The sequence below is a fragment of the Pseudomonas extremaustralis genome, assembly GCF_900102035.1.
In the GTDB taxonomy this organism is placed as follows: Bacteria; Pseudomonadota; Gammaproteobacteria; order Pseudomonadales; family Pseudomonadaceae; genus Aquipseudomonas; species Aquipseudomonas extremaustralis.
In genome coordinates this window covers 3,975,831-3,998,940 of the sequence record NZ_LT629689.1, presented here as the reverse complement: position 1 = coordinate 3,998,940, position 23,110 = coordinate 3,975,831, and the positions used below count along the sequence as shown (strand labels likewise).

The 23,110-nt window shown below is 61.9% G+C and carries 23 protein-coding genes, 4 tRNA genes and 1 pseudogene; 18 read left to right on the top strand and 10 right to left on the bottom strand.

Annotation, left to right across the window (positions count from 1 at the left end; all coding sequences use genetic code 11):
- Positions 1-6 precede the first annotated feature (6 nt).
- The 3 genes from BLR63_RS18475 to BLR63_RS18465 all read left to right on the top strand — a co-directional run bounded on the left by BLR63_RS18475 (position 7) and on the right by BLR63_RS18465 (position 334).
- Positions 7-83: transfer RNA gene (locus BLR63_RS18475), tRNA-Pro, on the top strand.
- Positions 84-88: 5 nt separating this feature from the next.
- A tRNA-Lys gene (locus tag BLR63_RS18470) sits at positions 89-164 on the top strand.
- Positions 165-257: 93 nt separating this feature from the next.
- A tRNA-Pro gene (locus BLR63_RS18465) sits at positions 258-334 on the top strand.
- Positions 335-522: 188 nt separating this feature from the next.
- Here BLR63_RS18465 and BLR63_RS18460 read toward each other — a convergent pair.
- From BLR63_RS18460 to BLR63_RS18450, 3 genes are read right to left on the bottom strand one after another with little or no spacing between them, the layout of a single operon-like run.
- The gene (locus BLR63_RS18460) at positions 523-1,821 is read right to left on the bottom strand and encodes an NAD(P)/FAD-dependent oxidoreductase (RefSeq protein WP_010565581.1); all 1,299 of its coding nucleotides are present in this window, start codon (positions 1,819-1,821) and stop codon (positions 523-525) included.
- Between the two features lie 60 nt (positions 1,822-1,881).
- Positions 1,882-2,055 (bottom strand): DUF3094 family protein, encoded by a 174-nt coding sequence (locus BLR63_RS18455; RefSeq protein WP_010565580.1) that lies wholly within the window; start codon positions 2,053-2,055, stop codon positions 1,882-1,884.
- Between the two features lie 54 nt (positions 2,056-2,109).
- Complete coding sequence (locus BLR63_RS18450; protein ID WP_010565579.1) at positions 2,110-2,739, bottom strand: DUF1780 domain-containing protein; 630 nt, start codon at positions 2,737-2,739, stop codon at positions 2,110-2,112.
- A gap of 99 nt (positions 2,740-2,838) precedes the next feature.
- On the opposite strand from BLR63_RS18450, the gene BLR63_RS18445 reads away from it, so the two are divergent.
- The 3 genes from BLR63_RS18445 to BLR63_RS18435 all read left to right on the top strand — a co-directional run bounded on the left by BLR63_RS18445 (position 2,839) and on the right by BLR63_RS18435 (position 4,283).
- Positions 2,839-3,306, top strand: a complete 468-nt coding sequence (locus BLR63_RS18445) for a hypothetical protein (RefSeq protein ID WP_010565578.1) — start codon at positions 2,839-2,841, stop codon at positions 3,304-3,306.
- Complete coding sequence (locus tag BLR63_RS18440) at positions 3,303-3,992, top strand: energy-coupling factor ABC transporter permease (protein WP_010565577.1); 690 nt, start codon at positions 3,303-3,305, stop codon at positions 3,990-3,992. The genes BLR63_RS18445 and BLR63_RS18440 overlap by 4 nt, the downstream gene beginning before the upstream one ends.
- A gap of 75 nt (positions 3,993-4,067) precedes the next feature.
- Entirely contained in the window at positions 4,068-4,283 is a 216-nt protein-coding gene (locus tag BLR63_RS18435) for a hypothetical protein (protein WP_003171680.1), read from the top strand.
- Here BLR63_RS18435 and yacG read toward each other — a convergent pair.
- From yacG to BLR63_RS18415, 4 genes are read right to left on the bottom strand one after another with little or no spacing between them, the layout of a single operon-like run.
- On the bottom strand, positions 4,280-4,480 hold the full coding sequence (gene yacG / locus BLR63_RS18430) for a DNA gyrase inhibitor YacG (protein ID WP_010565576.1): 201 nt from the start codon (positions 4,478-4,480) through the stop codon (positions 4,280-4,282). The two genes, BLR63_RS18435 and yacG, sit on opposite strands and share 4 nt — an antisense overlap.
- On the bottom strand, positions 4,477-5,100 hold the full coding sequence (gene coaE, locus BLR63_RS18425) for a dephospho-CoA kinase (protein WP_010565575.1): 624 nt from the start codon (positions 5,098-5,100) through the stop codon (positions 4,477-4,479). The genes yacG and coaE overlap by 4 nt, the downstream gene beginning before the upstream one ends.
- Positions 5,097-5,963, bottom strand: coding sequence for a prepilin peptidase (locus BLR63_RS18420; RefSeq protein ID WP_010565574.1), 867 nt, complete (start codon positions 5,961-5,963; stop codon positions 5,097-5,099). Before BLR63_RS18420 ends, coaE begins: the two co-directional genes overlap by 4 nt.
- Positions 5,960-7,168 carry a type II secretion system F family protein gene (locus BLR63_RS18415; protein WP_010565573.1) on the bottom strand — a complete coding sequence of 403 codons (1,209 nt, stop codon included), beginning with the start codon at positions 7,166-7,168 and terminating at the stop codon, positions 5,960-5,962. Before BLR63_RS18415 ends, BLR63_RS18420 begins: the two co-directional genes overlap by 4 nt.
- A 203-nt stretch (positions 7,169-7,371) precedes the next feature.
- On the opposite strand from BLR63_RS18415, the gene BLR63_RS18410 reads away from it, so the two are divergent.
- The 4 genes from BLR63_RS18410 (at position 7,372) to BLR63_RS18395 (ending at position 9,785) form a co-directional block, all read left to right on the top strand.
- Complete coding sequence (locus BLR63_RS18410) at positions 7,372-7,785, top strand: pilin (RefSeq protein ID WP_010565572.1); 414 nt, start codon at positions 7,372-7,374, stop codon at positions 7,783-7,785.
- A gap of 36 nt (positions 7,786-7,821) precedes the next feature.
- Entirely contained in the window at positions 7,822-9,222 is a 1,401-nt protein-coding gene (locus BLR63_RS18405; protein ID WP_042946981.1) for an O-antigen ligase family protein, read from the top strand.
- Between the two features lie 48 nt (positions 9,223-9,270).
- A tRNA-Thr gene (locus BLR63_RS18400) sits at positions 9,271-9,343 on the top strand.
- A gap of 136 nt (positions 9,344-9,479) precedes the next feature.
- On the top strand, positions 9,480-9,785 hold the full coding sequence (locus BLR63_RS18395) for a DUF6388 family protein (protein WP_010565570.1): 306 nt from the start codon (positions 9,480-9,482) through the stop codon (positions 9,783-9,785).
- A gap of 47 nt (positions 9,786-9,832) precedes the next feature.
- Here the strand turns inward: BLR63_RS18395 and nadC are convergent, their stop codons facing one another.
- Entirely contained in the window at positions 9,833-10,681 is an 849-nt protein-coding gene (gene nadC / locus BLR63_RS18390; RefSeq protein ID WP_010565569.1) for a carboxylating nicotinate-nucleotide diphosphorylase, read from the bottom strand.
- Between the two features lie 243 nt (positions 10,682-10,924).
- Here nadC and BLR63_RS18385 point away from each other — a divergent pair, with 243 nt between their 5' ends.
- The 6 genes and pseudogenes from BLR63_RS18385 (at position 10,925) to BLR63_RS18365 (ending at position 17,289) form a co-directional block, all read left to right on the top strand.
- On the top strand, positions 10,925-13,066 hold the full coding sequence (locus tag BLR63_RS18385) for a DUF1631 domain-containing protein (RefSeq protein ID WP_010565568.1): 2,142 nt from the start codon (positions 10,925-10,927) through the stop codon (positions 13,064-13,066).
- Between the two features lie 61 nt (positions 13,067-13,127).
- Entirely contained in the window at positions 13,128-13,691 is a 564-nt protein-coding gene (gene ampD, locus BLR63_RS18380) for a 1,6-anhydro-N-acetylmuramyl-L-alanine amidase AmpD (protein ID WP_010565567.1), read from the top strand.
- Positions 13,688-14,527 carry a regulatory signaling modulator protein AmpE gene (gene ampE / locus BLR63_RS18375; protein ID WP_010565566.1) on the top strand — a complete coding sequence of 280 codons (840 nt, stop codon included), beginning with the start codon at positions 13,688-13,690 and terminating at the stop codon, positions 14,525-14,527. Before ampD ends, ampE begins: the two co-directional genes overlap by 4 nt.
- Before the next feature lie 205 nt (positions 14,528-14,732).
- Positions 14,733-15,824: pseudogene (locus tag BLR63_RS32410) on the top strand (methyl-accepting chemotaxis protein); the annotation flags it as partial.
- Positions 15,801-16,730: a methyl-accepting chemotaxis protein gene (locus tag BLR63_RS32405; RefSeq protein WP_390896530.1), complete on the top strand. Its 930-nt coding sequence runs from the start codon at positions 15,801-15,803 to the stop codon at positions 16,728-16,730. The pseudogene BLR63_RS32410 and the gene BLR63_RS32405, both read left to right, overlap by 24 nt.
- A gap of 127 nt (positions 16,731-16,857) precedes the next feature.
- Positions 16,858-17,289: a hypothetical protein gene (locus BLR63_RS18365; protein WP_010565564.1), complete on the top strand. Its 432-nt coding sequence runs from the start codon at positions 16,858-16,860 to the stop codon at positions 17,287-17,289.
- Here BLR63_RS18365 and BLR63_RS18360 read toward each other — a convergent pair.
- Positions 17,236-18,012: a TatD family hydrolase gene (locus tag BLR63_RS18360; protein WP_010565563.1), complete on the bottom strand. Its 777-nt coding sequence runs from the start codon at positions 18,010-18,012 to the stop codon at positions 17,236-17,238. The genes BLR63_RS18365 and BLR63_RS18360 overlap by 54 nt on opposite strands.
- Before the next feature lie 2 nt (positions 18,013-18,014).
- The gene (gene cra, locus BLR63_RS18355) at positions 18,015-19,010 is read right to left on the bottom strand and encodes a catabolite repressor/activator (RefSeq protein WP_010565562.1); all 996 of its coding nucleotides are present in this window, start codon (positions 19,008-19,010) and stop codon (positions 18,015-18,017) included.
- 294 nt (positions 19,011-19,304) lie between these two features.
- Between cra and ptsP the strand changes: the two genes are divergently transcribed.
- A complete protein-coding gene (gene ptsP, locus BLR63_RS18350; RefSeq protein WP_010565561.1) occupies positions 19,305-22,163 on the top strand; it encodes a phosphoenolpyruvate--protein phosphotransferase in 2,859 nt (952 codons plus the stop codon).
- On the top strand, positions 22,164-23,105 hold the full coding sequence (gene pfkB / locus BLR63_RS18345; RefSeq protein WP_010565560.1) for a 1-phosphofructokinase: 942 nt from the start codon (positions 22,164-22,166) through the stop codon (positions 23,103-23,105).
- The last annotated feature ends 5 nt before the right edge of the window (positions 23,106-23,110 follow it).

Below are 23,110 nucleotides of genomic sequence, written 5' to 3'. Positions count from 1 at the left end.
CAAAACCGGGGTATAGCGCAGTCCGGTAGCGCGCCTGCTTTGGGAGCAGGATGTCAGGAGTTCGAATCCCCTTACCCCGACCATTTTTGGGTCGTTAGCTCAGTTGGTAGAGCAGTTGGCTTTTAACCAATTGGTCGTAGGTTCGAATCCCACACGACCCACCATTTTTGAGACCAGTTCAGGCTGGAATCAGATCTTAAGATCAGCGGTCAAAAGCCCTGATCGAAGAAGGCGGCTGAAAGGTCGCCTTTTTTTACCGGGGTATAGCGCAGTCCGGTAGCGCGCCTGCTTTGGGAGCAGGATGTCAGGAGTTCGAATCCCCTTACCCCGACCATATTAAAAATCCTCGTATCGAAAGATACGGGGATTTTTTTTGCCCGAAATTATCTCAAGCCCAACACAACACTAATGTGGAAGGGGGCTAGCTCCCGATAGAGTGTGTCAGCCACTCATTATTTAGCTGACTCACCGTCATCGGGAGCAAGCCCCTACATTGACCGATCTCTACCAGGGGCTGTGTAGTTAGTGCAGTTTGAGGCGCGGCTCGGTCCCGCGCCCGATCTTGCTGCCCAGCATCAGCATCGCCGTGCGGAAGAAGCCATACAGCGCCATCTGGTGCATGCGGTACAGCGACACATAGAACATCCGCGCCAGCCAGCCTTCCAGCATTACACTACCCGTCAGGTTGCCCATCAGATTGCCCACTGCCGAGAAACGCGACAGCGAGATCAGCGAGCCGTAGTCGGTGTACTTGTATGACGGCAGGTCCTTGCCTTCGATCCGCAGTTTCAGTGACTTGGCCAGCAGCGACGCTTGCTGGTGCGCGGCCTGGGCCCGTGGCGGTACATTGCGATCGATACCCGGTTGCGGGCAGGCAGCGCAGTCACCAAAGGCGAAGATGTTTTCATCGCGGGTGGTTTGCAGCGTCGGCAGCACGTGCAGTTGATTGATGCGATTGGTTTCCAGGCCATCGATGTCCTTGAGGAAACCCGGTGCGCGAATCCCGGCCGCCCAGACCTTGAGGCTGGCTGGAATTACCTGGCCGCTGTGGGTGATCAATGCATCGGCAGTCACCTCGCTGACGGCTGAGTTGGTCAGTACGGTCACCCCAAGCTTCTCCAGGGTTTTATGCACAGGCCCGCCAATACGCTCGGGCAGGGCTGGCAGCACGCGTGGGCCAGCTTCGATCAGGGTGATATGCATGTTTTCCGGCTTGATGCGGTCCAGTCCATAGGCGGCCAGCTCATGGGCGGCGTTATGCAGCTCGGCGGCCAGTTCCACCCCGGTGGCGCCTGCACCGACGATGGCAACGCTGATTTTTTCCACTGCATCGGTCTGCCCGGCGTGCGCGCGCAGGTAGTGATTGAGCAACTGTTGGTGGAAGCGCTCGGCCTGTTTGCGGGTGTCGAGGAACAGGCAGTGCTGCGCTGCGCCTTCGGTGCCGAAATCGTTGGTGGTACTGCCGACCGCGATCACCAGGCTGTCGTAGCCCAGTACACGCGCCGGTACTAGCTCACGGCCTTCTTCGTCGAGGGTTGCGGCCAGTTGGATTTTCTTCTGCTCACGGTCGAGTCCGCTCATGCGCCCCAGCTGGAACTCGAAGTGGTTCCATTTTGCCTGGGCAACATAATTGAGTTCGTCTTCCGAAGAGTTCAGTGAGCCGGCAGCCACTTCGTGCAACAGGGGTTTCCAGATATGGGTCAGGTTGGTGTCCACCAACGTGATCCGGGCGGTGCCGCGTTTGCCCAGGGTCTTACCCAGGCGGGTAGCCAACTCCAGGCCGCCGGCGCCGCCGCCGACGATAATAATACGATGGGTCATGGGGATATCTCGCAAGGCTAAAAGAAATCGGGGCGGTTACCCACGCGAGCGCCAAGCAGCTCATAGCGTCAGGTAACTCAAAAGGCGGCTCAGCAGACCGAGCCCGATCACCGCCACCAGCACGACACAGAGGAGCAGCCAAGGCCGGAAAGGCTTGCGCTCGACTCTGTTCTGGGAAAGTTGCAGGTACTCTTCGACATGCTTTTGGTCGTCGGGGTTCAGGCGGCTGGTCATATAAGGCCTCGTCAGGTAGACGTTGCAAAAGGGCGCCTCGTTACAGTCGGGGGATCAGAGGCTGATGCCCACGTCGAACACTATGCTGCGGCCCAGGTTGTTGCGCAAGAAATCCGGGGCGTCCGGATGGGCGAACAACACCCGCGCAAACGTCGGCCCCACCAGCGATAGCGAACGCCAGCCCTGGCGCAGGTATTCGGTGGGCGGCGGGAAATGGCTGTTGAGGTCCAGGACTTCACGCTTGAGGCTGGCGAAGGCGACGATATCCAGATCGCCCAGGTCCATCCCGCGTTCCTTGTAGTTGTGCGCTTTTTTTCGCAAGGTCGGCGCCAGGCGCAGGAGGAATTCATGGGCAGGGATGCGCCGCGGCTTGGCTTCGCGCCGCACCAACTGGCTCAGGGAGAAAGCACTGCGCCGACGCAACAATTCATCACGCCATTCATCGTTCAGGCGCCGCCCTTCATCCAGTACGAAAAACACCTCGAAGCTGGCGTCGCGAAACAGCACGTCCGGTGGCTCTTGCCCGGCGGCGTGGAACTCTTCGGCGCGATAGGGCACGTTCAAGCCTTGCAGCAGGCGCTGGCAGACCCAACGCTCACGCTCCCATTTGCGGGCATTGGACAGAAACGCATTGGCTTGTTCGGCCGCTACGGTGAGCAGGCGCAAATAATCTGAGTCATCCATCCTTGCAGCTTAGCGTCCAAATGATGACCGCAGGAAGTCCCGCCGCAAAAGCCCGGTGTAGACTAGCGGCTCGTATTTCCCCTGAGCATGAGGTGTGCAGTGAAATTTTTCGCAGTGCTGGTATTGAGTCTGTTGCCCTTGTGGGCTCAGGCCGCCGAGATGGGTGAGCGTCTGGCCCCTTGGACCCTGCTGGATCAGTTCGATCAGGCCTACACCCTGGACGATCAGGCGCAAATCCTGCTGGTGGCGCGCAGCATGGATGGCGCCAAGTTGGTGGACGCCGCTCTACAAGGCCAGCCCAAAGGCTACCTCGAGGCTCGGCATGGCGTATTTGTCGCCGATATCCAGCGTATGCCCCGACTGATTGCCAAGCTGTTCGCTGTGCCGGCCATGCAGTCCTACAACTACCGGGTCATGCTGGACCGTGACGCACGCATTGCTCCGCGCTATCCCGCACCTGTGGATAAAGTTCTATGGCTGCAACTCAAAGACGGCAAATTGATTGCGCAACACGAGTACGACAACGCCGCTGAACTGCGTCAGGCCCTGGAGCAGGTGCAACCGTGATCAGTGCAGCGGTGCTGGCGCCGGAAACCCTCGGTATCGGCTGGTTATTGTTCGCGCCGCTGTTGCTGTGGGCGATCCTTCGCTCGCCATGGGTCGAGTTGTTTGCCGACCGGCGGCGCCAGCACCTGCTGTTCGGTACGGTGTTCGCGTTATTCATGTTATGGCTGGTGAGGCGGGATTTCGACACCGGCGTTTCCTATCACTTTATCGGCATGACCGCCGTTACCCTGCTACTCGACTGGCCGCTGGCCGTTGTCGGTGGGTTTGCGGCGCAGCTTGGTTTGCTGTCGCTGGGACGTCAGGACCTGGCTGCAATGGGTGTCAACGGGTTGCTGCTGATCGTGCTGCCGGTGATGATTACCGAAGGCTGCGCATTGCTGGTAGAGCGTGCGCAGCCGCGCAACCCCTTTGTGTATATCTTCTGTTCCGGTTTTTTTGCCGCCGCGCTGTCGGCCTTGCTCTGCCTGCTGGTGGGCATTGGATTGCTGTGGTTCGACGGTCGTTTTGCCATGCCCGAATGGTTGGAGGATTTCATCGGCTACCTGTGGTTGATCATCTTTCCTGAAGCCTTTATCAACGGCATGGTTATCAGTGCCCTGGTGGTGTTTTGCCCTGAATGGCTGGAGACTTTCAACCGTACTCGCTACCTCTCGGCGCCCTGGAAGGACGACGATTCGCAGCTTTGACCCAGATCAAATCCCGCGCGGCCGGGCAGGCCCATGCTCTGCGAAACCCTACAGAGCAACACGGGAGCACGGATCATGAGTGTGTATGAATGGGCACGGCAGGAGTTGCGCAGAAGCCAGGATGCGGCACAGGAAATCGGATTCGACCCAGGCTTGACACTGCGTGCCATGCTCAGTGCGGTGGTGCAGCAGAGCAAGGGGGTGCGCAGTTTTGAAGACCTGGCCGACGAGCTGCAATACCTTGCAGAGAATCTCGACGACCAGCAGGAATATGCCTTTATGCGGCCTTAATGGCGCGGCGGCAGGTCTTCGGAGAACAGCTCGTCTTCAGCATCCGGAGCGACAGGGATTTTGTGTTCTTCTGCGGCCCAGGCGCCCAGGTCGATGAGTTTGCAGCGCTCCGAGCAGAACGGTCGGTTGAGGTTGGTCGCTTTCCATTCTACGGGGGCGCCGCAGGTTGGGCAGTCGACGGTCAAGGGTTGGCTCATGATCGGCCTCCACGCAAAGTAAGGTAAAAATGATGCAGTCGCTCGACCTCGCTGTGCAGCCAGGAGAGGTCTCTGTCGTTGACCAGCACGTCATCGGCATGGTTCAGGCGGTCTTCGCGGCTGGACTGGGCCTTGAGGATTGCCTGCACCTGCTGCTCGCTGATGTTATCGCGCTGCAGGGTACGCTGAATCTGCAGCGATTGCGGCACGTCGATCACCAGGATGCGCTGGGTCATGCTGGACTGTCCGGACTCGATCAGCAGCGGTGATACCAGGATCGCGTATGGCGACCGGGCGCGGGCCAGATGGCTGCGAATCTCTTCGCCAATCAATGGGTGCAGCAAGGCTTCCAGCCAGCGGCGTTCTTCGGGAACCTCAAAGATCAGCTTGCGAAGTGCGGCGCGGTCCAGCTGGCCGTCAGGCTGCAGCACGCCAGGACCAAAATGCTCGGCGATGCGCGCCAGTGCGGGTCGGCCAGGTTCCACCACCCAGCGGGCAGCGTGATCGGCATCCACCAAATCAACGCCCAGATCGGCAAAGTGTTGGGCTGCTGCGCTCTTGCCGCTGCCAATACCGCCGGTCAGGCCAAGAATCCAGGGTCTTTCAACAGAAATAGTCATCTGAAACCGACAGACTGCAAATAGAAGTCGGTTATTTGACCACCCCAGAGCAATGCAATCCAGCCGGCAATCGCCAGATATGGACCAAACGGCATGGGCGTCGATGCCTGGGTCTTGCGCAGGCGTATCAGGATCAGCCCGACGAACACGCCCATCAGTGATGAGATCAGCAGTGTCAGCGGCAGGATCTGCCAGCCGCCCCAGGCGCCGAGCAGCGCCAGTAACTTGAAGTCACCGTAGCCCATCCCCTCCTTGCCGGTGATCAGCTTGAACAGCCAGAACACCGTCCACAGGCTCATGTACCCGATCACCGCGCCCCACAGGGCATCTGGCAATGTGGTCAACAGTGAGAAGGCATTGACGATCAGCCCGAGCCATAGCAATGGCAGCACCAGGACATCGGGCAGCAATTGGTGGTCGGCGTCGATCAGGCTCATTGCCAGCAAGCCCCAGCTCAATACCATCACCGCTGCCGCTTGCCAGCCGAAACCAAAGTGCCAGGCCACCACCGCACAGATGATGCCGCTCGCCAATTCGGTGAGCGGATAGCGGAGGCTGATCGCCCCCCGGCAATGGGCGCAGCGGCCCCTGAGGAACAGATAGCTGAGCAGTGGGATATTTTCCCACGGGCGAATCGGATGATCGCAGTGCGGGCAACAGGAGTTTGGGTACGCCAGGTTGTAGGTCGTTCCGGCGGGTTCGGCAGGCAAGCCGAGCACTTCATGGGCCTGGGCGCGCCATTCCCGGGCGAGCATTTTCGGCAGGCGCCATACCAGCACATTGAGAAAGCTGCCGACGATCAGCCCCAGCGCCACTGCCAGCGCGACAAAAGCCCAAGGGTGCTCAACGGGCAGCAGGCTCAAAATGCGCTCCCCAGCTGGAACACCGGCAAGTACATGGCAATGACCAGTGCCCCGACAATCCCGCCCAGCACTACCATCATCAGTGGTTCCATCAACTGCGTGAGGTTGTCGACCTGGTTATCCACATCGGCTTCGTAATGGCTGGCGACTTTTTCCAGCATGCGGTCCAGCGTGCCGGACTCTTCGCCGATCGCCGTCATCTGGATTGCCATGCCGGGAAACAGGCCGCTGGCAGCCATGGATTGATTCAACTGCATGCCCGTGGATACCTCGTGTCGCATATGCTCGATTGCCTGTCTGAACGGACCTGAGCCGGCTGCACCGGCCACGCAACCCAGCGCCTGTAGCAGCGGAACACCGGCGGCAAAGGTGGTGGAGAGGGTTCGGGCATAGCGGGCCACTGCCGATTTTTGCAGCAGTTTGCCTGCCAGGGGCGCTTTCAACAAAGCGGCGTCCAGCCAGTGGCGAAAATCAACGGACGCGCGATAGGCATGACGCAAGCCGACGGCCCCCACGCCCAGGCCCAGCGCCACCACCCACCAGGTTTGCTGCATGAACTCGGACAGGGCGATGACCTGCAAGGTAAAACCGGGCAGATTGCCGCCGACTCCGGCGAACAGGGTCTGGAATTGCGGCACCACTTGAATCAACAGAACACCCGTGACAAGACTTGCGATCAGCAGGACCGCGAGCGGGTAGGTCATGGCTTTTTTGATTCTGGCTTTAAGCTGCTCACTCTTTTCCCGGTGGACCGCGACGCGCTCCAGCAGGGTCTCAAGGGTCCCCGCTTGTTCGCCGGCGGCCACCAGGTTGCAATACAGCTCGTCGAAATAACGCGGATGTTGGCGCAGGGCATCGGTCAGGCTGGTGCCGGCGGCGATTTCTCGCTTCAAACCCTGCACCAGTTCACGCACCGATCGGTTGTCGAAGCCTTCGCTGATGATGTCGAAGGCTTGCAGCAGCGCGATCCCCGCTTTCAGCAGGGTGGCCAGTTGGCGAGTGAACAGGGTGATGTCCGCCGGTTTTATCCGTGGGGTCAGGCTTGGCAACAAAGGGGATTTTTTGTGTACACGGCCTGGGCTGATGCCTTGCCGACGCAGTTGCGCCTTGACCATGGCGGGGGTGTGCCCGGTGGCTTGCCCGCACACCCGCTGTCCTTTGCGGTTGATGCCTTCCCAGGCGTAAAGCGTCGATGGGTTGTTCATGTCACGGTTCCGCACACAGGTCGTCGAAGAATTTATAGCTTAGTCAGGTGACGGATTCGGGCCCGTGGGTGGTGGAGGATAAAATGTCAAAATGTGCGTCTTGTGCGCGATTGACCGCGTGCGGGTGAGTACACTGGCGCCGTTGCAAACTACGAGGTGCAGGACGCGCCTTGTCATGAGTTCTATTCTGGAGAGTGAATGTGATGCGTCAGAAAGGCTTTACCTTGATCGAGTTGTTGATCGTCGTGGCGATCATCGGCATTTTGGCCACCATCGGCCTGCCCATGTACACCACGCACCAAGCCAAGGCCAAGTTCACGGCCGGCCTGGCAGAAATCGCGGCGTTGAAGGCCGGTTATGAAGATGCCATCAACCAGGGCACCGTTCCGACCTTGCCAGTGATCGGCGGTAAAAGCCCCACCGCTAATTGCAAGATCGACGTGGCCGGTGACGTTGCCACGGGCGTGGGTTCCATCCGTTGCGAAATACTCGACGCACCGGCCCCCGTGCTGGGCAAGACCATCAGCCTGACGCGCAGCGCCACCGACGGCTGGAAATGCACCACAACCGCCGAGGCAAAATATGCCACCAAGGGTTGCGGCGCAGACGGGGCATAACGGCTGAATCCTCCACATGGACGTCAGGGGGGGGCGATGGGGTTATCCATAGAGCAGCGCGGAACTGTTTTCCTGGTCGCGGTGGTGTGTTTGCTGGTTGGCGGGATTTGCGCGCCATTCAGTGGGCATGACCTGCAGCGCGCAATGCAGATTGCCATCGTGTCCTGCGCGGTGCTGTATGGGCTGACGGTCACTCCGCTCCCGCGCTTGGTGGACCGGCCCACGGCCTTTGGCCTGGCGCTGATCATCGGGCTGGGCCTGGTGTCTTCGGCGCTGGCCCACCAACCGCTCTGGGCGTTTACCGAAGTGGCGGTGTTTGTCGGCTGTGGGGCCATTGCCACGGCGTTTGCCGTGCTTCGTCGCAACGGTGGTGAGCCGCTGGATCGTGTGCTGGTAGGGGTGGTGGTGATACTTTGCCTGATCAAGTCCACCCAATACCTGTATGCCGGTGCGCTGGCATTCGCCAGTGGCGAGCGAATGCTGGACCCTGATTTGCTGCTGTCCGGTTTTTCCAACAAGCGTTTCTACGGCCAGTTCCAGACATTCACCCTGCCGCTGCTGGCGCTTCCCTTATTGTTGCCCCATGTCTCCCGTTCCCTGCGGGGGGCGGTATTTGCGTTGCTGTGTGTCTGGTGGCTGATCGCGATCAGCGGCGGCACGCGCGGTACGTGGCTTGGCATGGGCGTGGCAGGCGGCGTGCTGGCGGTGCTGGGGCCCTGGGGGCGACGCTGGCTCGGATGGCAACTGGCGGCGGTGCTGGGTGGCTTGTTGCTGTACTGGCTGGCGTTTACAGCCTTGGCGGGTTACCTGGGGATCGAGGTCTCCAACGGTGCCAGTGAGCGCCTCACCACCTCGTTGTCCGGGCGTGGCCCGATCTGGTCGCAGGCTTGGCATATGCTCGTCGAGCGCCCGTGGCTGGGCTTCGGGCCGATGCAGTTCGCCGATATTGCCAACAGTGTTGCCGCTCACCCTCACCAGGCCATCCTGCAATGGGCCAGCGAATGGGGTGTGCCGTCGGCGTTGTGCGTGGCGCTGCTGGCGTGGCGAGGCGGCTGGGCTACATGGTCGGTGTTGCGCCAGCGCGCGCAGGCCGGCGAGCGTGCTGACCTGCTGCGGCTATGCCTGTTTGCGGCATTGGTCGGTGCGCTGGTGCAGTCCATGGTCGACGGTGTGATCGTGATGCCGAATTCCCAGGTCTGGCTGGCGTTGGTCGTGGGTTGGCTGCTGGCGTTGCATGTGGGGCGATCTGCGCCGACTGCGGCGCTGCCGTGGGGATGGGCGGCATGGAAAGCCATGAGTGTGCTGGCCGTCGGTCTGTTGATTGCGATCGCGGTGCGCGACGTCCCTCACATTACGCAAGCCCAGCAGCAGTACCTGGGTGGCCATGGCAATCACCTGCAACCGCGCTTCTGGGCACAGGGCGTCATTGCCCGCTGACGCCCACAAGTTGCCGGACGCCCGATGCGGTGCTAGCTTTAGCCCACCGCCCGTGTAGCTCAGTTGGTAGAGCAGCGCGCTCGTAACGCGAAGGTCGCAGGTTCGACTCCTGTCTCGGGCAAAAAGGCAATACCGTTTTCAGATGATCCCAGAATGGTTCTGAAGGCCAGACGAGCCGGCATCCGTGCCCGCTCTTTTGTATCTGCGCAACCTTGATGACCCAGATGCATCCCCATTCCATGATCTAAGAGAACAACATGACCACGACTGAAATGACCCAGGAAGTTCGGCATCAAGCAGCCCTCGAAAAATACCTTGAGGAATCGCCGCAGCTTAAAGAAGAGATCAAAGACCTGAGCGCCGATGACCGGCGCGACCAGATCCAGTGGGCATTCGAGGACGAGGCCGAGAGCCAGGGCTACCAGCCTTGGGAACTGACCCTCAAGTACACCTCGACACCGGAAGAATTCGAAGCGGCGCGGCTGGCCTTGCACAAAGAGGCGGCCGAGGTGCTGGGTGTCGAATGGGAAGAGTATTGCGAGATGAATGACCTGGTGGTCTGAGTGCATCCTGTGCAGGAGCGAGCCAGCTCGCTCCTGCATAAAGCGCTTCAGATGCTGAGGCGCATCGACAAATCCACTGCCTTCACGTCCTTGGTCATCGCGCCGATGGAGATGTAGTCCACCCCGGTCTCGGCGATGGGCAGCAGCGTGCGTTCATTGATCCCGCCGCTGGCTTCCAGCTTGGCCTTGCCGCCGTTCAGGCGCACGGCTTCACGCATGTCGTCCAGGCTCAACTCATCGAGCATGATGATATCGGCGCCTGCCGCCAGCGCTTCGCGCAGTTCTTCCAGGTTTTCCACTTCGATTTCCACTGGCTTGCCCGGTGCAATCTTGTGCGCGGCGGTGATGGCCTGCGCAATGCCGCCACAGGCCGCGATATGGTTTTCCTTGATCAGGAACGCGTCATACAAACCGATGCGATGGTTATGGCAGCCGCCGCAGGTCACGGCGTACTTCTGCGCCAGGCGCAGGCCGGGCAGGGTTTTGCGGGTATCGAGCAGCTTGACCTGGGTGCTGGCGACAACATCGGCCAGGAACCGGGCGCGCGTGGCCACTCCGGACAGCAACTGCAAGAAATTCAGTGCACAGCGTTCGCCGCTGAGCAGCGAACGTGCCGGGCCTTCGAGGTGGAACAACACCTGGTCGGGGCTGACGCGTTCGCCGTCGGCCACCTGCCAGTGCACGCAGACCCGTGGGTCCAGTTGGCGGAATACAGCGTCCACCCAAGCGGTACCGGCGATGACAGCGGTGTCGCGGGTAATGATCGTGGCGGTGGCCAGGCGTTCGGCCGGGATCAACTGTGCGGTGATGTCGCCGCTGCCGATGTCTTCCAGCAGTGCGCGGCGCACGTTGGCTTCGATTTCGGCGGTGAGGTCGGCAAGACGGAGATTCGGCATAACAGGCTCCACAAACAAAGTGCCGGGATTATAGGGGCAGTGCGCGTTCGAACCCAGACTCGCTGCTCATTTACCGGGCAATGGCAGAGTTTGCTGGCGCACCCACCCTCGTTTGCAAGATAATCACGCGCCTTGCAATTGACGTCATAGCTTTGGCGTTATGGGAAAAGCCGGTTTTGCGTTGCGGCCAATGGGCCCGGCTCCCGATCCCCCTACTCAATACCGCCGTTTCAGGAGGCCAGGATGCACAATGACGGAAAGGTGGTGCCAATCAATAAGGCACACACTACGCCATCGCCGCTTGCCCGACTGCCGGTCGTGTTGCTGCAAGTCCGCGATAAGGCCGCGCAACAGTTGCAGCAGGGGCTGCAGGAACTGTTCGATAACGCCGACGACACGCTGTTTGAAATGGCCGATAAGGCCCGTAACAGCATCGACCACCATATTTTCTTTGAAGCCATGCGCGACCTGCGTCTCAAGCGCAAGAATTTCGAGCGCGTGTTCGTGGAGCAACTGTTTGAAGCCTTTGCCGACCTGAGCCATGCGGGGCAGGGCGAATTGCAGTTGGTGCCGGTGGTGTCCTATGACTTGGACGTTGGGGCGTCCAAGGATGACCTTGAAAAAGCCGTGGCACTCAAGGTCATGGTGGACCGGGTGCATCACCGCGACGGCCTGGCCCTGGGGCAACTGACCACGCGATTGGGCGCGTTGTTGGGCAACCGCCTGAATGATTGGGAGAACCCCCTGGGACCAGCGCTGCTCTGCGAGTTTTTCCTGCGGGCGGGACGCAGCCTGGGCGTGGAGATCCGCGTCAAACTGATCATGCTCAAGCTCTTTGAAAAGTACGTGCTCAGTGATGCCGACCGTCTGTACGGCGAAGCCAATCAATTGCTGGTCGCGACGGGGGTGCTGCCTGGGCTCAAGGCGGCTCCCTCCCGCCGTCCGGTTGCCCGCCAAGCCCGCAGCGAAGCGTTGCTGTCGGCTGTCGATCAGCCTGTCGGCGAAAATGGCCAGGAAGCCTTCACCACCTTGCAGGCCTTGCTGGTAACGGTGCGCGGCAGCGTGGCGCCCATCCTCGAAGCCAGCGCCGAGCCCCAGCCGATTGCCACCCGCGACCTGCTGCGTCTGCTGTCCCATTTGCAGCAATATGTGCCAGAGCCGGACGTCGAGGACGATTTCGACCTGCGTAATCAGCTTGAGCAGTTGCTTACACGCGTCAGCGTCAAGAGTGGCAAGTCACGGGTGGTGGAGGAGGCGGACGAAGATGTGATCAACCTGATCGCGCTGTTGTTCGAGTTCATCCGCAATGATCGCAGCGTGCCCGATGCCTTCAAGGCCTTGATCGCGCGCTTGCAGATCCCGTTGCTCAAAGTGGCGGTGCTGGACAAGAGCCTTTTCAGCCGCGCCAGCCATCCGGCGCGGCGACTGCTCAATGAAATCGCTGCCGCCGTCATGGGCTGGAGCCCGCAGCACGACTACCCCCGCGACAACCTCTATGTGCGCATCGAGCAGGTGGTGCAGTGCTTGCTCGGTGAGTTTGTCGAAGATCCGGCGATTTTTTCCCAACTGCTTGCGCAGTTCAGCGCGTTTACCGCCGATGAACGCCAGCGCAGCGAGCTGCTTGAGCAGCACACCCGCAATGCCGAAGAGGCGCGCGTGCGCACCGAGGCGGCCCGTCAGCGGGTGGCGGATGCGCTCGATCGGCGGTTGCTGGGTAAGGTGCTGCCGCGCACGGTGGTGCAGTTCCTGCAGCAGGCCTGGAGCCAGGTGCTGTTGCTGGTCAGCCTCAAGTACGGCGAGCAGTCGCTGCAGTGGCAAGCGGCGCTGCGCACCATGGACGAGTTGATCTGGAGCGTCAGCTTGCAGCAAGACACTGAAGCCGGGCGACACTTGCTCGAGCAACTGCCAGGGTTGCTCAAAGCGTTGCGCGAAGGCTTGACCGGCTTCGCCTTCGACCCGTTCAGTACCCGTGAATTCTTTGTCCAATTGCAGGCCTTGCATCTCCAGGCACCGGAAGGCGCCGATGGGTTGATCGAAGTGCGTGAACCCTTCGTGTTCAACGCCGCGCCGCAGGAGCCTGTTCCGGACCTGCCGGACAATGATCCCGATCTGCTCAACGTTCACCAGTTGCGCCTCGGCAGCTGGGTGGTGTTCCAGCAAGACCAGGCCAACAGCTTGCGTTGCAAGCTGGCGGCGATCATCGAACCGGCCAACCGCTTCATTTTTGTCAGCCGCACCGGGCTCAAGGTGCTGGAACAGAGCGCCGGCCAATTGGCCCAGGCGTTCAAGCAGGGCGCGTTGTACACCCTGGATGATGGGCCACTGTTCGAGCGGGCGCTGGCGGCAGTGACAGGCAAGCTGCGTCAACTCAATCGCGGCAAGTGATCGCAACCACAGGGGCGAACGCGGCATACTGGTCGCACGTTGTCTCGTTCAAGGAACCTGTATGCAGTTGGACTCCACCACCGGTTGGTGCCAGGGCATCCATCATTGCCCTTCGCCCAATTTCAACGAGCGCCCCGCAGGCGAGATCTCACTGTTGGTGGTGCATAACATCAGCCTGCCTCCGGCGCAGTTCGCCACCGGTAAAGTGCAGGAATTTTTCCAGAACCGCCTGGATGTCACGGAACATCCCTACTTTGAGGGGATTGCTGACCTACGGGTGTCCGCGCATTTTCTGATTGAGCGCGACGGCGCGGTGACGCAGTTTGTGTCCTGCAATGACCGGGCCTGGCATGCCGGGGTCTCGTGCTTCGAGGGACGTGAAGCCTGCAATGATTTTTCCTTGGGCGTGGAGCTGGAAGGCACGGATGACCAGCCGTTCACCGACGCCCAATATGCCGCGCTGATCGACCTGACCCGCCAGTTGCTGGCGGCTTACCCCGGCATCACCCCGCAGCGCATTTGTGGTCACAGCGATATTGCTCCGGGGCGAAAGACCGACCCCGGCCCCGCTTTTGATTGGACGCGCTTTCGCAGCGCCCTGCAGGATGGAGGACACGCACGATGAGTTTTCTGGTGTTGGTACTGGCTGTATGGATCGAGAAATTCTCGGCCCTGCGCCAGCGGTTACAGCGCGATGGCGGTTGGTTGCGCGAGCTGGCCAGGCTGGAGTCGAGCCCGCGCATGGACAAGCAGCCTTGGCTGATTCTGCTGTTGCTGGTGTTGTTGCCCGTGGCGTTGCTGGCGTTGTTGCTGCTGGTGCTGGAACCGGTGGCCTATGGTTTGCTGGCACTGCCGGTGCACCTGCTGGTGGTGATCTACAGCCTGGGGCGTGGTGATCTGCTGGCCGGGCTCGGCCCGTTTCGCGATGCCTGGCGGCGCGGCGACCTGCAAGCCGCCGAGCACGTGGCCGAGCGCGATTTGAACCTGAGCGCCGACAGCGGTGAACAACTGCTCGAACGGGTTCAGGGCCATCTGCTGTGGCAGGCTTACCAGAGTTTTTTCGCGGTGATTTTCTGGTATTTCCTGCTGGGTCCGGTCGCCGCGTTGGCTTATCGCCTGCTGGCCCTGGCCAGTGAACACAGTCAGAACCCCCTGGTGATCGAACGCGCCGGGCAACTGCGCCACGCTTTCGACTGGTTGCCGGTGCGCCTGTTGGCGGCCAGCTTTGCCCTGGTGGGCAACTTCGTCGCGGTCAGTCGCGTGATGCTCCACGAGCTGTTGAGCTGGGATATCAGCGCCGCGCAACTGGTGGAAAAAGTCGGCCTGGTGGCCGCCGAAATCCCGCCACCTGCGGTCGGCGCGGACGGCATCAATAGCCTGGACCGGCTCTGGGAATTGCTGCTGCGCGCGGCTGTGTTGTGGTATGCCGGGTTCGCCATCTGGACGGTGTTGCCGTCGTAGGGCGAACACCTTCAAACCCTGTGGGAGCGGGCGAGCCCCCTCCCACATGTCGTTTACCTTAAGTTACAAAACTCCCTTTCAATTTGAGCTATATAGACGGAGCGCCAACAAATAGTGGCTTTCTGCCGCCGCCCTGCGCCTCAAATAAAAATAAAAGAAAGGGAGTGCACCAGTGAAGAGCTTGCTCTATCCCGCCGTCGCGCTGATGAACCGCCTGAGCTTCGGCATGAAGTTCAGTCTGATCAGCGTATTGTTTCTGCTGCCGATGCTGGCGACCAACTATTACCTGGTGCGTGATTCCTGGCGCGAATTCCAGGGCACGCGCATCGAGCTGCAAAGCCTCGATCTACTCGGCAGCAGCCTGGCCCTGCGCCGCGACCTGGAAACCCTCAACAACCAAGTGCAGATCAACGCCACCCTCGGCCAGGCCGGCAAGGCCGGTGACCTGGAGAGCAAGATCAGCGCCCTGGAGCAAAGCGTACTGGGTCGCCTGCAAAGCCTTCACGCCGTGACCAGCGAGCCTGAGCAAGTGGCGGCCTTTGAGGGCAAGCGCGACGAACTGGTCGCCGCCTTCAAGGCCCAGCAACAGGAAACGTCGCTGCTGAGCAAAAGTGCGCTGATCGGCAAGTTGCTGAACAAGGCGCAGATGTTCAGCCAGATCATCGCCAGCCAATCCGGCTTGAGCCGCGACTCCCAGAGCGATTTACGCCAACTCAATGAACTGATCACCAGCGTCACCCCGCAGGTCACCCAGACCTTGGGCGAAGGGCGGGCGATGGGTGCGTATTCCCTGGGCCAGGGCTTTCTCAATTCATCGTCCAGTACGCGGTTTGAGGAGCTGCTGCAGCAGTTGGAAAAGCTCCAGGCCGAATATGGCCTCAAGCTGCACGATGCCCTGGGCTCAAGCACCGCCGCGCACACCGCGCTCGACAGTCTGGCCAAGGCCAGTCACGCCAGCCTCAAGCAAGGCAGCGAGCTGTTCGAAGAACGCGTCGTCATGGCCGATACCCTCGACGCACCCTGGCAGGGGTTCTACGACGACGTCAGCCAACTCATGGCCCAGACCTATCAGCTGGATACGGCCACCCTGGCCTTTATCGGCCAGCAGTTGGAGCAACGCCTGGCGCAGAACCGCATGCACATGGTGGTGCTGGTCGCGGCCCTGACGGCGGTGTTCTTGCTGATTTTCTACTTGTACGCGGGTTTCTATGCCTCCACGCGCACAACCTTGCGACGCCTGGGAGCGATGATGGATAACGTCGCGGCCGGCGATATGACCGTGACCTTTGTTGCCCACAGCCGCGATGAGTTGGGCGAGCTGGGCCAGGTGTTCAACGGCACCGTGGCGAAAATCCATGATTTGATCGAGCGCGTCGGGCACACCGTCAGCCAGGTCGAACTCCAGGCCGGCCAAGTGGAAACGGTCTCGGCCCGCAGCAACCAGGCAGTTTGTGGCCAGCGGACCCAGATCGAGCAGGTCGCGACGGCCATGAACCAGATGTCGTCCACCGCCCAGGAGGTCGCGCGCAGTGCGGCGGCGGCCGTCAACAGTGCCCATAGCGTCAACGATGAGACCGTCAGCGGCCGTGGGCTGGTGCAATCCCAGCAGGGCAGCATCGCGCGGCTGGCGTCGGAGATCGACCAGTCGGTGCGGGTCATCAACCAGTTGGCCAGCGACAGTCAATCCATCAGCCGTGTGTTGGAAGTGATCAAGAGTATCGCCGAGCAAACCAACCTGCTGGCCCTCAACGCCGCCATCGAGGCGGCGCGGGCGGGCGAGCAGGGCCGAGGCTTTGCGGTAGTGGCCGACGAGGTGCGCACCCTGGCTCGGCGTACCCAACATTCCACCGAAGAAATCGAACAAATGATCAGCCGTTTGCACGACGGCGTGGCGGCTGCGGTGAAGGCCATGGGCACCAGCCATGAGATGGCCAGCGGCACGGTGGGGCAGTCGGAAAAAGTCCAGCAGGCCCTGGAAAATATCCTCGGTGCGGCAGGCTCTATCGTCGATCAGAACCAGCAGATTGCCGCCGCCGTGGAGCAGCAGACCGCCGTCGCCCATGACATCGACCGCAACATCGTCGAAATCAATCGTGCCGGTGAGCATGCCGCCGAGGGCGCCCATCAGACCGAGGCGGCAAGCCGGCAGTTATCTATGCAGGTGATCGAGTTGAAGCAACTGATCGGCGCGTTTCGCGTGTAAGACGTCATCGTAGGATTGATCTCTACCGGCTGTGGCGCTTTTCCTGATTTTTCATCGTCTCTTTTCTCGACGCGTGAATAGGTGAGAATTTGTTTCAGTCAAATTCAGGTTCAGGGGGAGCACGGCGATGACCGTCACAATCGGCATCAAAGGGCACTGCGCCCATTGCGACATCACGTTTGAACTCAAGCCTTGGCAATTGAACGCAATTGCCATCGAGGAACCGTTCGACTGTCCCTACTGCCAGCGGGTCTTGCAGTTGAGTTGCCCACGGCAATTGCGTCAGTTCAAGGCGCTGGACCACTGGGCCCTGGTGCACCCGAGCATGGCAGTGCTGACCTGTGTGGTGCTGATCGTGGCGCTGGTGGCGGAGTGGGTAGGATTGATCAGTGTGATCGGCCAGCTCAACGTGTCACTGGTGGTGCTGCTGGTTCACTTCCTGGCCCTGCGTTATGCCCGCTACCGGCAGCGGATAACCTTGGATTTGCAAGCGGTCCTGCCGGTACTACCAGTTGAACAGCTCACACGCGTTGCGAGTGCTCGCCTCGGCGAGCAATAGCGGGCTGGTGCCCATGCGTTCGGCCAGGGCGGTGCAGATCGCCGGCAAGTGTTGCGGGCTATTGCGCTGGCCGGGGTACATGGCGGGGGCCATGTCCGGTGAGTCGGTTTCCAGCACCACGGCGTCCAGCGGTAATTGCGCCAGGACCTTGTGCATGCGCAGCGCCTGGGGCCAGGTCGCGGCACCGCCGAGGCCCAGTTTGAAGCCGAGCTTGATGTACTCGCGGGCCTCTTCCCGGCTTCCGGCAAACGCGTGGATGATGCCGCCCCGTGGCAGGCGGATGCGCTTGAGGGTAGCGATCACGGCGGCGTGGCTGCGGCGTACATGCAACAGCGCTGGCAATTGGAAGTCCACCGCCAACTTGAGTTGGGCTTCGAACAGGTGTTGCTGGCGTTCGCGGTCCAGGGTTTCGAGGAAGTAATCCAGGCCGATCTCACCTACGGCGCACAGTTGCCGATGACCGTGCAGGCGGGTCAGCCAGTCAGCCAATTCCACCAGATCGGCGGGGCGGTGGTCTTCGAGATACACCGGATGCAGCCCGAACGCGGCGAACAAACCTTCATCCGCTTGCACCAGATCCCACAGCCGTTGCCAATTCTGCTGATACACCCCCAGCACCACCATGCGTCGCACCCCCAGCTCCCGGCTGTGGGCGAGGACGTCCCGGCGATCGCTGTCGAAATCCGGGAAGTCCAGGTGGGTGTGGGTGTCGATCAGCTCCACGTTCAGGCCTCGTGAATACGCTGCTTGAACGTCCGGCCGATGGCGTGCACGCCGGGTTGATAGTGTTTCTCTTCGATCGCCGCCAGGGCCAGGCGCAGGGCGGTGTCGGCGATCAGTTGATGTTGCTGGGCCATGGCGTTGACCGGCAACGGCAGGAAATCCAGCAACTGGGTATCGCCGAAGGTGCCCAGGCGCAGCGGCCGGGACTTCAATGGGTAGTCGTGCAGGGCGTCAAACACGCCTTGCAGCAGCACGTAGGACGTGGTGATCAACGCGTCAGGCAAATGCCCCAGGCGTTGCAGCAATTGTTCCATCAACTGTCGGCCACAGTCGCGGCTGAACGCTTCGCCGTGTTCGATCAGCACCTCGCCGGTGAAGCCCCGCAACGCTTCGCGAAAGCCGGCGGCACGTTCCTGACTGATGCTCAGCTCGGGCCGCGCGCCGATCAGCACGATCTGCTTGGGCAGCGGGTGCAGCAGGCTGCTGGTCAATTGCTGGCAGGCCTGGCGGTCGTCGCTGACCACCGAGCAGAACTGCCCCGGCTCCATCACCCGGTCGATGGCAATTACCGGCAATCCCTTGGCTTGCAGTTCGCGGTAACTGTCATCGCTGGCCGGCAGGCAACTGGCCACGAACAGCGCATCGCAGCGGCGCGCGCGGAACAGTTGCAGCAACTGGCGCTCGCTCTCGGCCTCATCGTCGGAACTGGCGATCAACAGTTGATAGCCGCGTGCGCGCGCGCCTTGTTCCAAAAGCTTGGCAATGCGTGCGTAACTGGGGTTTTCCAGGTCGGGCAGGATGAACCCCAAGGTGCGCGTATGCCGACTGCGCAGCCCGGCGGCCTGGGGGTTGGGGGTAAAGCCATGGGCTTCCACCACGGCACGCACCCGCTCGACGGTCGCGTTGCTGATGCGTTGCTGTTCAGCCTTGCCATTGATGACATAGCTGGCGGTGGTCACGGACACACCGGCGAGACGTGCGATATCACTGAGTTTCAAACCGGGATTTCCTTGTTTTCTGTAGCTGGCCCCGACATTTTGTCCAATCGTAACCGATTACTGCAGACGACCAACGTCTCAGCTCAGGTGCCGAGTGGTGGTTCAAGGATGCGCAATTAACGCGTAATCTGCCATAAATTCTAGATTAAACGTTTCAGCAGGCGTATTTTTACGATCTTAGCGACGCAGTGGTAACTGCCCATTGACCACTCAGTCACTGACCTCCAAACACCCTTACACTGTTTTATTCAAAACAATACCTAGTGCGGCCACCGCACTAACTAGGAGAACGGCATGCTTGAGCTCACTGTAGAGCAGATTTCCATGGGCCAGAGCGCTGTGGATAAGTCTGCCGCCCTGCACCTGCTCGCTGAAAAACTGGTGGCCGATGGCCTGGTCGCCGAGGGTTATCTCAGCGGCTTGCAGGCCCGTGAAGCCCAAGGCTCGACCTTTCTCGGCCAAGGTATTGCCATCCCCCACGGCACCCCCGAAACCCGCGACCAGGTGTTTTCCACCGGCGTGCGCCTGCTGCAGTTCCCCGAAGGGGTGGACTGGGGCGATGGCCAGATCGTCTACCTGGCCATTGGCATCGCCGCCAAATCCGATGAACACCTGCGTCTGTTGCAACTGCTCACCCGCGCCCTCGGTGAAACCGATCTGGGCCAGGCGCTGCGCCGTGCCGGTAGCGCCGAAGCGTTGCTGAAACTGCTGCAAGGCGCGCCCCAGGAACTGGCGCTGGATGCACAGATGATCAGCCTGGGCGTGTCCGCCGATGATTTCGAAGAGCTGGTATGGCGCGGGGCACGTCTGTTGCGCCAGGCCGATTGCGTCAGCAATGGGTTCGCCGCCGTCCTGCAGCAGGTCGATGCGCTGCCCCTGGGCGATGGCCTGTGGTGGCTGCACAGCGAACAGACCGTCAAGCGCCCGGGCCTGGCCTTTGTCACCCCGGACAAACCCATGCGTTACCTCGGCCAGCCGCTCATCGGCCTGTTTTGCCTCGCCAGCCTCGGCGAAGCCCATCAGGCCCTGCTTGAGCGCCTGTGTGCGCTGCTGATCGAAGGGCGCGGCCACGAGCTCGGCCGCGCCACCAGCAGCCGCGCGGTGCTTGAAGTGCTCGGCGGCGAACTGCCCGCGGATTGGCCCAGCGCGCGTATCACCCTGGCCAACGCCCATGGCCTGCATGCGCGGCCAGCCAAGATCCTCGCGCAGTTGGCGAAAAGTTTTGACGGCGATATCCGCGTGCGCATCGTCGACGGCCCGGTGGGTGCCGTGTCGGTAAAAAGCCTGAGCAAACTGCTGAGCCTTGGCGCCCGGCGTGGCCAGGTGCTGGAGTTCGTCGCCGAACCCACGATTGCCGGCGATGCGCTGCCCGCGTTGTTGGCCGCCGTCGAAGAAGGCCTGGGCGAAGCCGTCGAGCCGCTGCCGACCGTGAGCGCCCAGCCCGAACCCCTCGATATCGAACCGACAGTCAGCGCGCCGCTGTCCGGTAGCCAGATCCAGGCCATCGCTGCCGCCCCCGGCATCGCCATCGGCCCTGCGCATATCCAGATTCAACAAGTGTTCGACTACCCCCTGCGCGGCGAGTCCTCCAGCATCGAGCGCCAACGCTTGCAGGATGCCCTGACCGAAGTGCGTAGCGACATCCAGAGCCTGATCGAACGCAGCCAGGCCAAGGCGATCCGCGAGATTTTCATCACCCACCAGGAAATGCTCGACGACCCGGAACTCAGCGACGAAGTCGACACACGCCTCAAGCAAGGCGAAAGCGCGCAAGCGGCGTGGATGAGTGTGATCGAAGCCGCCGCCAGGCAGCAGGAGTCGCTGCAGGACGCCTTGCTCGCCGAGCGCGCCGCCGACCTGCGTGACGTCGGCCGCCGGGTGCTGGCGCAACTGTGCGGCATCGAAACCGCCCCGGAGCCGAGCGAACCCTACATTTTGGTGATGGACGAAGTCGGCCCGTCGGACGTCGCGCGCCTCGACCCGGAGCGTGTCGCCGGCATCCTCACCGCCCGTGGCGGCGCCACGGCCCACAGCGCCATCGTCGCCCGTGCCCTCGGCATTCCCGCGCTGGTCGGCGCCGGCGCGTCAGTGTTGCTGCTGGCCACCGGCACGCCGCTGTTGCTCGATGGCCAACGCGGCCGCCTGCATGTGGATGCTGATGCCGATACGCTGCAACGCGCCACCGTCGAGCGCGATACCCGTGAACAACGCCTGCAAATCGCCTCGGCCCAGCGCCATGAGCCTGCGGTGACCCGTGACGGTCACGCCGTGGAAGTGTTCGCCAACATCGGCGAAAGCGCCGGCGTGGCCAACGCGGTGGAGCAGGGCGCCGAAGGCATCGGTTTGCTGCGTACCGAGCTGATTTTCATGGCCCATCCGCAAGCGCCGGACGAAGCCACCCAGGAAGCCGAATACCGGCGTGTGCTCGACGGCCTCGACGGTCGCCCGCTGGTGGTGCGCACCCTCGATGTGGGCGGCGATAAACCGCTGCCGTATTGGCCGATCTCCAAGGAGGAAAACCCCTTCCTCGGCGTGCGTGGCATTCGCCTGACCTTGCAACGCCCGCAGATCATGGAAGCGCAATTGCGCGCGTTGCTGCGTTCGGCGGACAACCGCCCGCTGCGCATCATGTTCCCCATGGTCGGCAGCGTCGACGAGTGGCGTGCGGCCCGCGACATGACCGAGCGCCTGCGCCTGGAAATCCCGGTGGCGGACCTGCAACTGGGGATCATGATCGAGGTGCCTTCCGCCGCGTTGCTCGCGCCGGTGCTGGCCAGGGAAGTCGATTTCTTCAGCGTCGGCACCAACGATTTGACCCAGTACACCCTGGCCATCGACCGTGGCCACCCGACGCTGTCGGCCCAGGCCGATGGCCTGCACCCGGCGGTCCTGCAACTGATCGACATCACCGTGCGCGCCGCCCATGCCCATGGCAAATGGGTTGGCGTGTGCGGCGAGCTGGCGGCCGACCCGCTGGCGGTGCCGGTGCTGATCGGCCTGGGGGTGGACGAGTTGAGTGTGTCGGCCCGCAGCATTCCCGAAGTCAAGGCGCGGGTGCGTGAATTCAGTCTGAGCGAGGCCCAGGGCCTGGCGCAAAAAGCACTGGCGGTGGGCTCGCCCGCCGAAGTGCGTGCCCTCGTGGAGGCCGTGTAGATGGCAAGGATTCTGACCCTGACGCTGAACCCGGCGTTGGACCTGACGGTACGCCTGGCGCACCTGGAACCGGGCGAAGTCAACCGCAGCGAAGCCCTGCTCAGCCATGCTGCCGGCAAGGGCGTGAACGTGGCGCAGGTGCTCGCCGACCTGGGCCACCAACTGACCGTGAGCGGCTTTCTCGGTGAAGACAATCCCCAGGCCTTCGAGGCGCTGTTCGCACAACGGGGCTTCACCGACGCGTTCATCCGCGTGCCCGGCGAAACCCGCAGCAATATCAAGATCGCCGAACAGGACGGGCGCGTCACCGACATCAATGCGCCGGGCCCGCTGGTCAGTGCACAGGCGCAGCAAGCGCTGCTTGACCGACTGGTGGCGATTGCGCCGGGCCATGATGCGGTCGTCGTCGCCGGCAGCTTGCCCCGGGGCGTCAGCCCGCAGTGGTTGCAGGGCCTGCTGGAACACCTGAAAAACCTCGGTCTGAACGTCGCTCTGGACACCAGCGGCGAGGCGCTGCGCGCCGGTCTGAAAGCCGGCCCGTGGCTGATCAAACCCAACACCGAAGAACTCGCCGAAGCCCTCGACTGCGCGGTGGATTCGCCCGCGCAACAGGCCCAGGCGGCCGAGCGCTTGCACGCCCAGGGCGTGGAGCATGTGGTGATCTCCCAGGGGGCCGAGGGCGTGAACTGGTTCAGTCCGGGCACGGCGCTGCATGCGACGCCGCCGAAGGTCCGCGTGGCCAGCACCGTGGGCGCCGGCGACTCGTTGCTCGCCGGCATGCTCCACGGTCTGCTGCGTTTCGATGTCCCCGACACCACCTTGCGCCGCGCCACGGCGATTGCGGCGATGGCGGTGACGCAGATCGGTTTCGGCATCAGCGATGACGCGCAGCTTGAATCTTTGCAGAGCGGCGTCCACGTGCGCGCGCTGACAGAACAATAAGAGGG

What these genes read in the sequence shown, in the direction of transcription:
- BLR63_RS18460 (WP_010565581.1), bottom strand. Translation starts at nt 1,821, where the DNA reads ATGACCCATCGTATTATTATCGTCGGCGGCGGCGCCGGCGGCCTGGAG.
- BLR63_RS18455 (WP_010565580.1), bottom strand. Translation starts at nt 2,055, where the DNA reads ATGACCAGCCGCCTGAACCCCGACGACCAAAAGCATGTCGAAGAGTAC.
- BLR63_RS18450 (WP_010565579.1), bottom strand. Translation starts at nt 2,739, where the DNA reads ATGGATGACTCAGATTATTTGCGCCTGCTCACCGTAGCGGCCGAACAA.
- BLR63_RS18435 (WP_003171680.1), top strand. Translation starts at nt 4,068, where the DNA reads ATGAGTGTGTATGAATGGGCACGGCAGGAGTTGCGCAGAAGCCAGGAT.
- yacG (WP_010565576.1), bottom strand. Translation starts at nt 4,480, where the DNA reads ATGAGCCAACCCTTGACCGTCGACTGCCCAACCTGCGGCGCCCCCGTA.
- coaE (WP_010565575.1), bottom strand. Translation starts at nt 5,100, where the DNA reads ATGACTATTTCTGTTGAAAGACCCTGGATTCTTGGCCTGACCGGCGGT.
- BLR63_RS18415 (WP_010565573.1), bottom strand. Translation starts at nt 7,168, where the DNA reads ATGAACAACCCATCGACGCTTTACGCCTGGGAAGGCATCAACCGCAAA.
- BLR63_RS18410 (WP_010565572.1), top strand. Translation starts at nt 7,372, where the DNA reads ATGCGTCAGAAAGGCTTTACCTTGATCGAGTTGTTGATCGTCGTGGCG.
- BLR63_RS18405 (WP_042946981.1), top strand. Translation starts at nt 7,822, where the DNA reads ATGGGGTTATCCATAGAGCAGCGCGGAACTGTTTTCCTGGTCGCGGTG.
- BLR63_RS18395 (WP_010565570.1), top strand. Translation starts at nt 9,480, where the DNA reads ATGACCACGACTGAAATGACCCAGGAAGTTCGGCATCAAGCAGCCCTC.
- nadC (WP_010565569.1), bottom strand. Translation starts at nt 10,681, where the DNA reads ATGCCGAATCTCCGTCTTGCCGACCTCACCGCCGAAATCGAAGCCAAC.
- BLR63_RS18385 (WP_010565568.1), top strand. Translation starts at nt 10,925, where the DNA reads ATGCACAATGACGGAAAGGTGGTGCCAATCAATAAGGCACACACTACG.
- ampD (WP_010565567.1), top strand. Translation starts at nt 13,128, where the DNA reads ATGCAGTTGGACTCCACCACCGGTTGGTGCCAGGGCATCCATCATTGC.
- ampE (WP_010565566.1), top strand. Translation starts at nt 13,688, where the DNA reads ATGAGTTTTCTGGTGTTGGTACTGGCTGTATGGATCGAGAAATTCTCG.
- BLR63_RS32405 (WP_390896530.1), top strand. Translation starts at nt 15,801, where the DNA reads ATGACCGTGACCTTTGTTGCCCACAGCCGCGATGAGTTGGGCGAGCTG.
- BLR63_RS18365 (WP_010565564.1), top strand. Translation starts at nt 16,858, where the DNA reads ATGACCGTCACAATCGGCATCAAAGGGCACTGCGCCCATTGCGACATC.
- ptsP (WP_010565561.1), top strand. Translation starts at nt 19,305, where the DNA reads ATGCTTGAGCTCACTGTAGAGCAGATTTCCATGGGCCAGAGCGCTGTG.
- pfkB (WP_010565560.1), top strand. Translation starts at nt 22,164, where the DNA reads ATGGCAAGGATTCTGACCCTGACGCTGAACCCGGCGTTGGACCTGACG.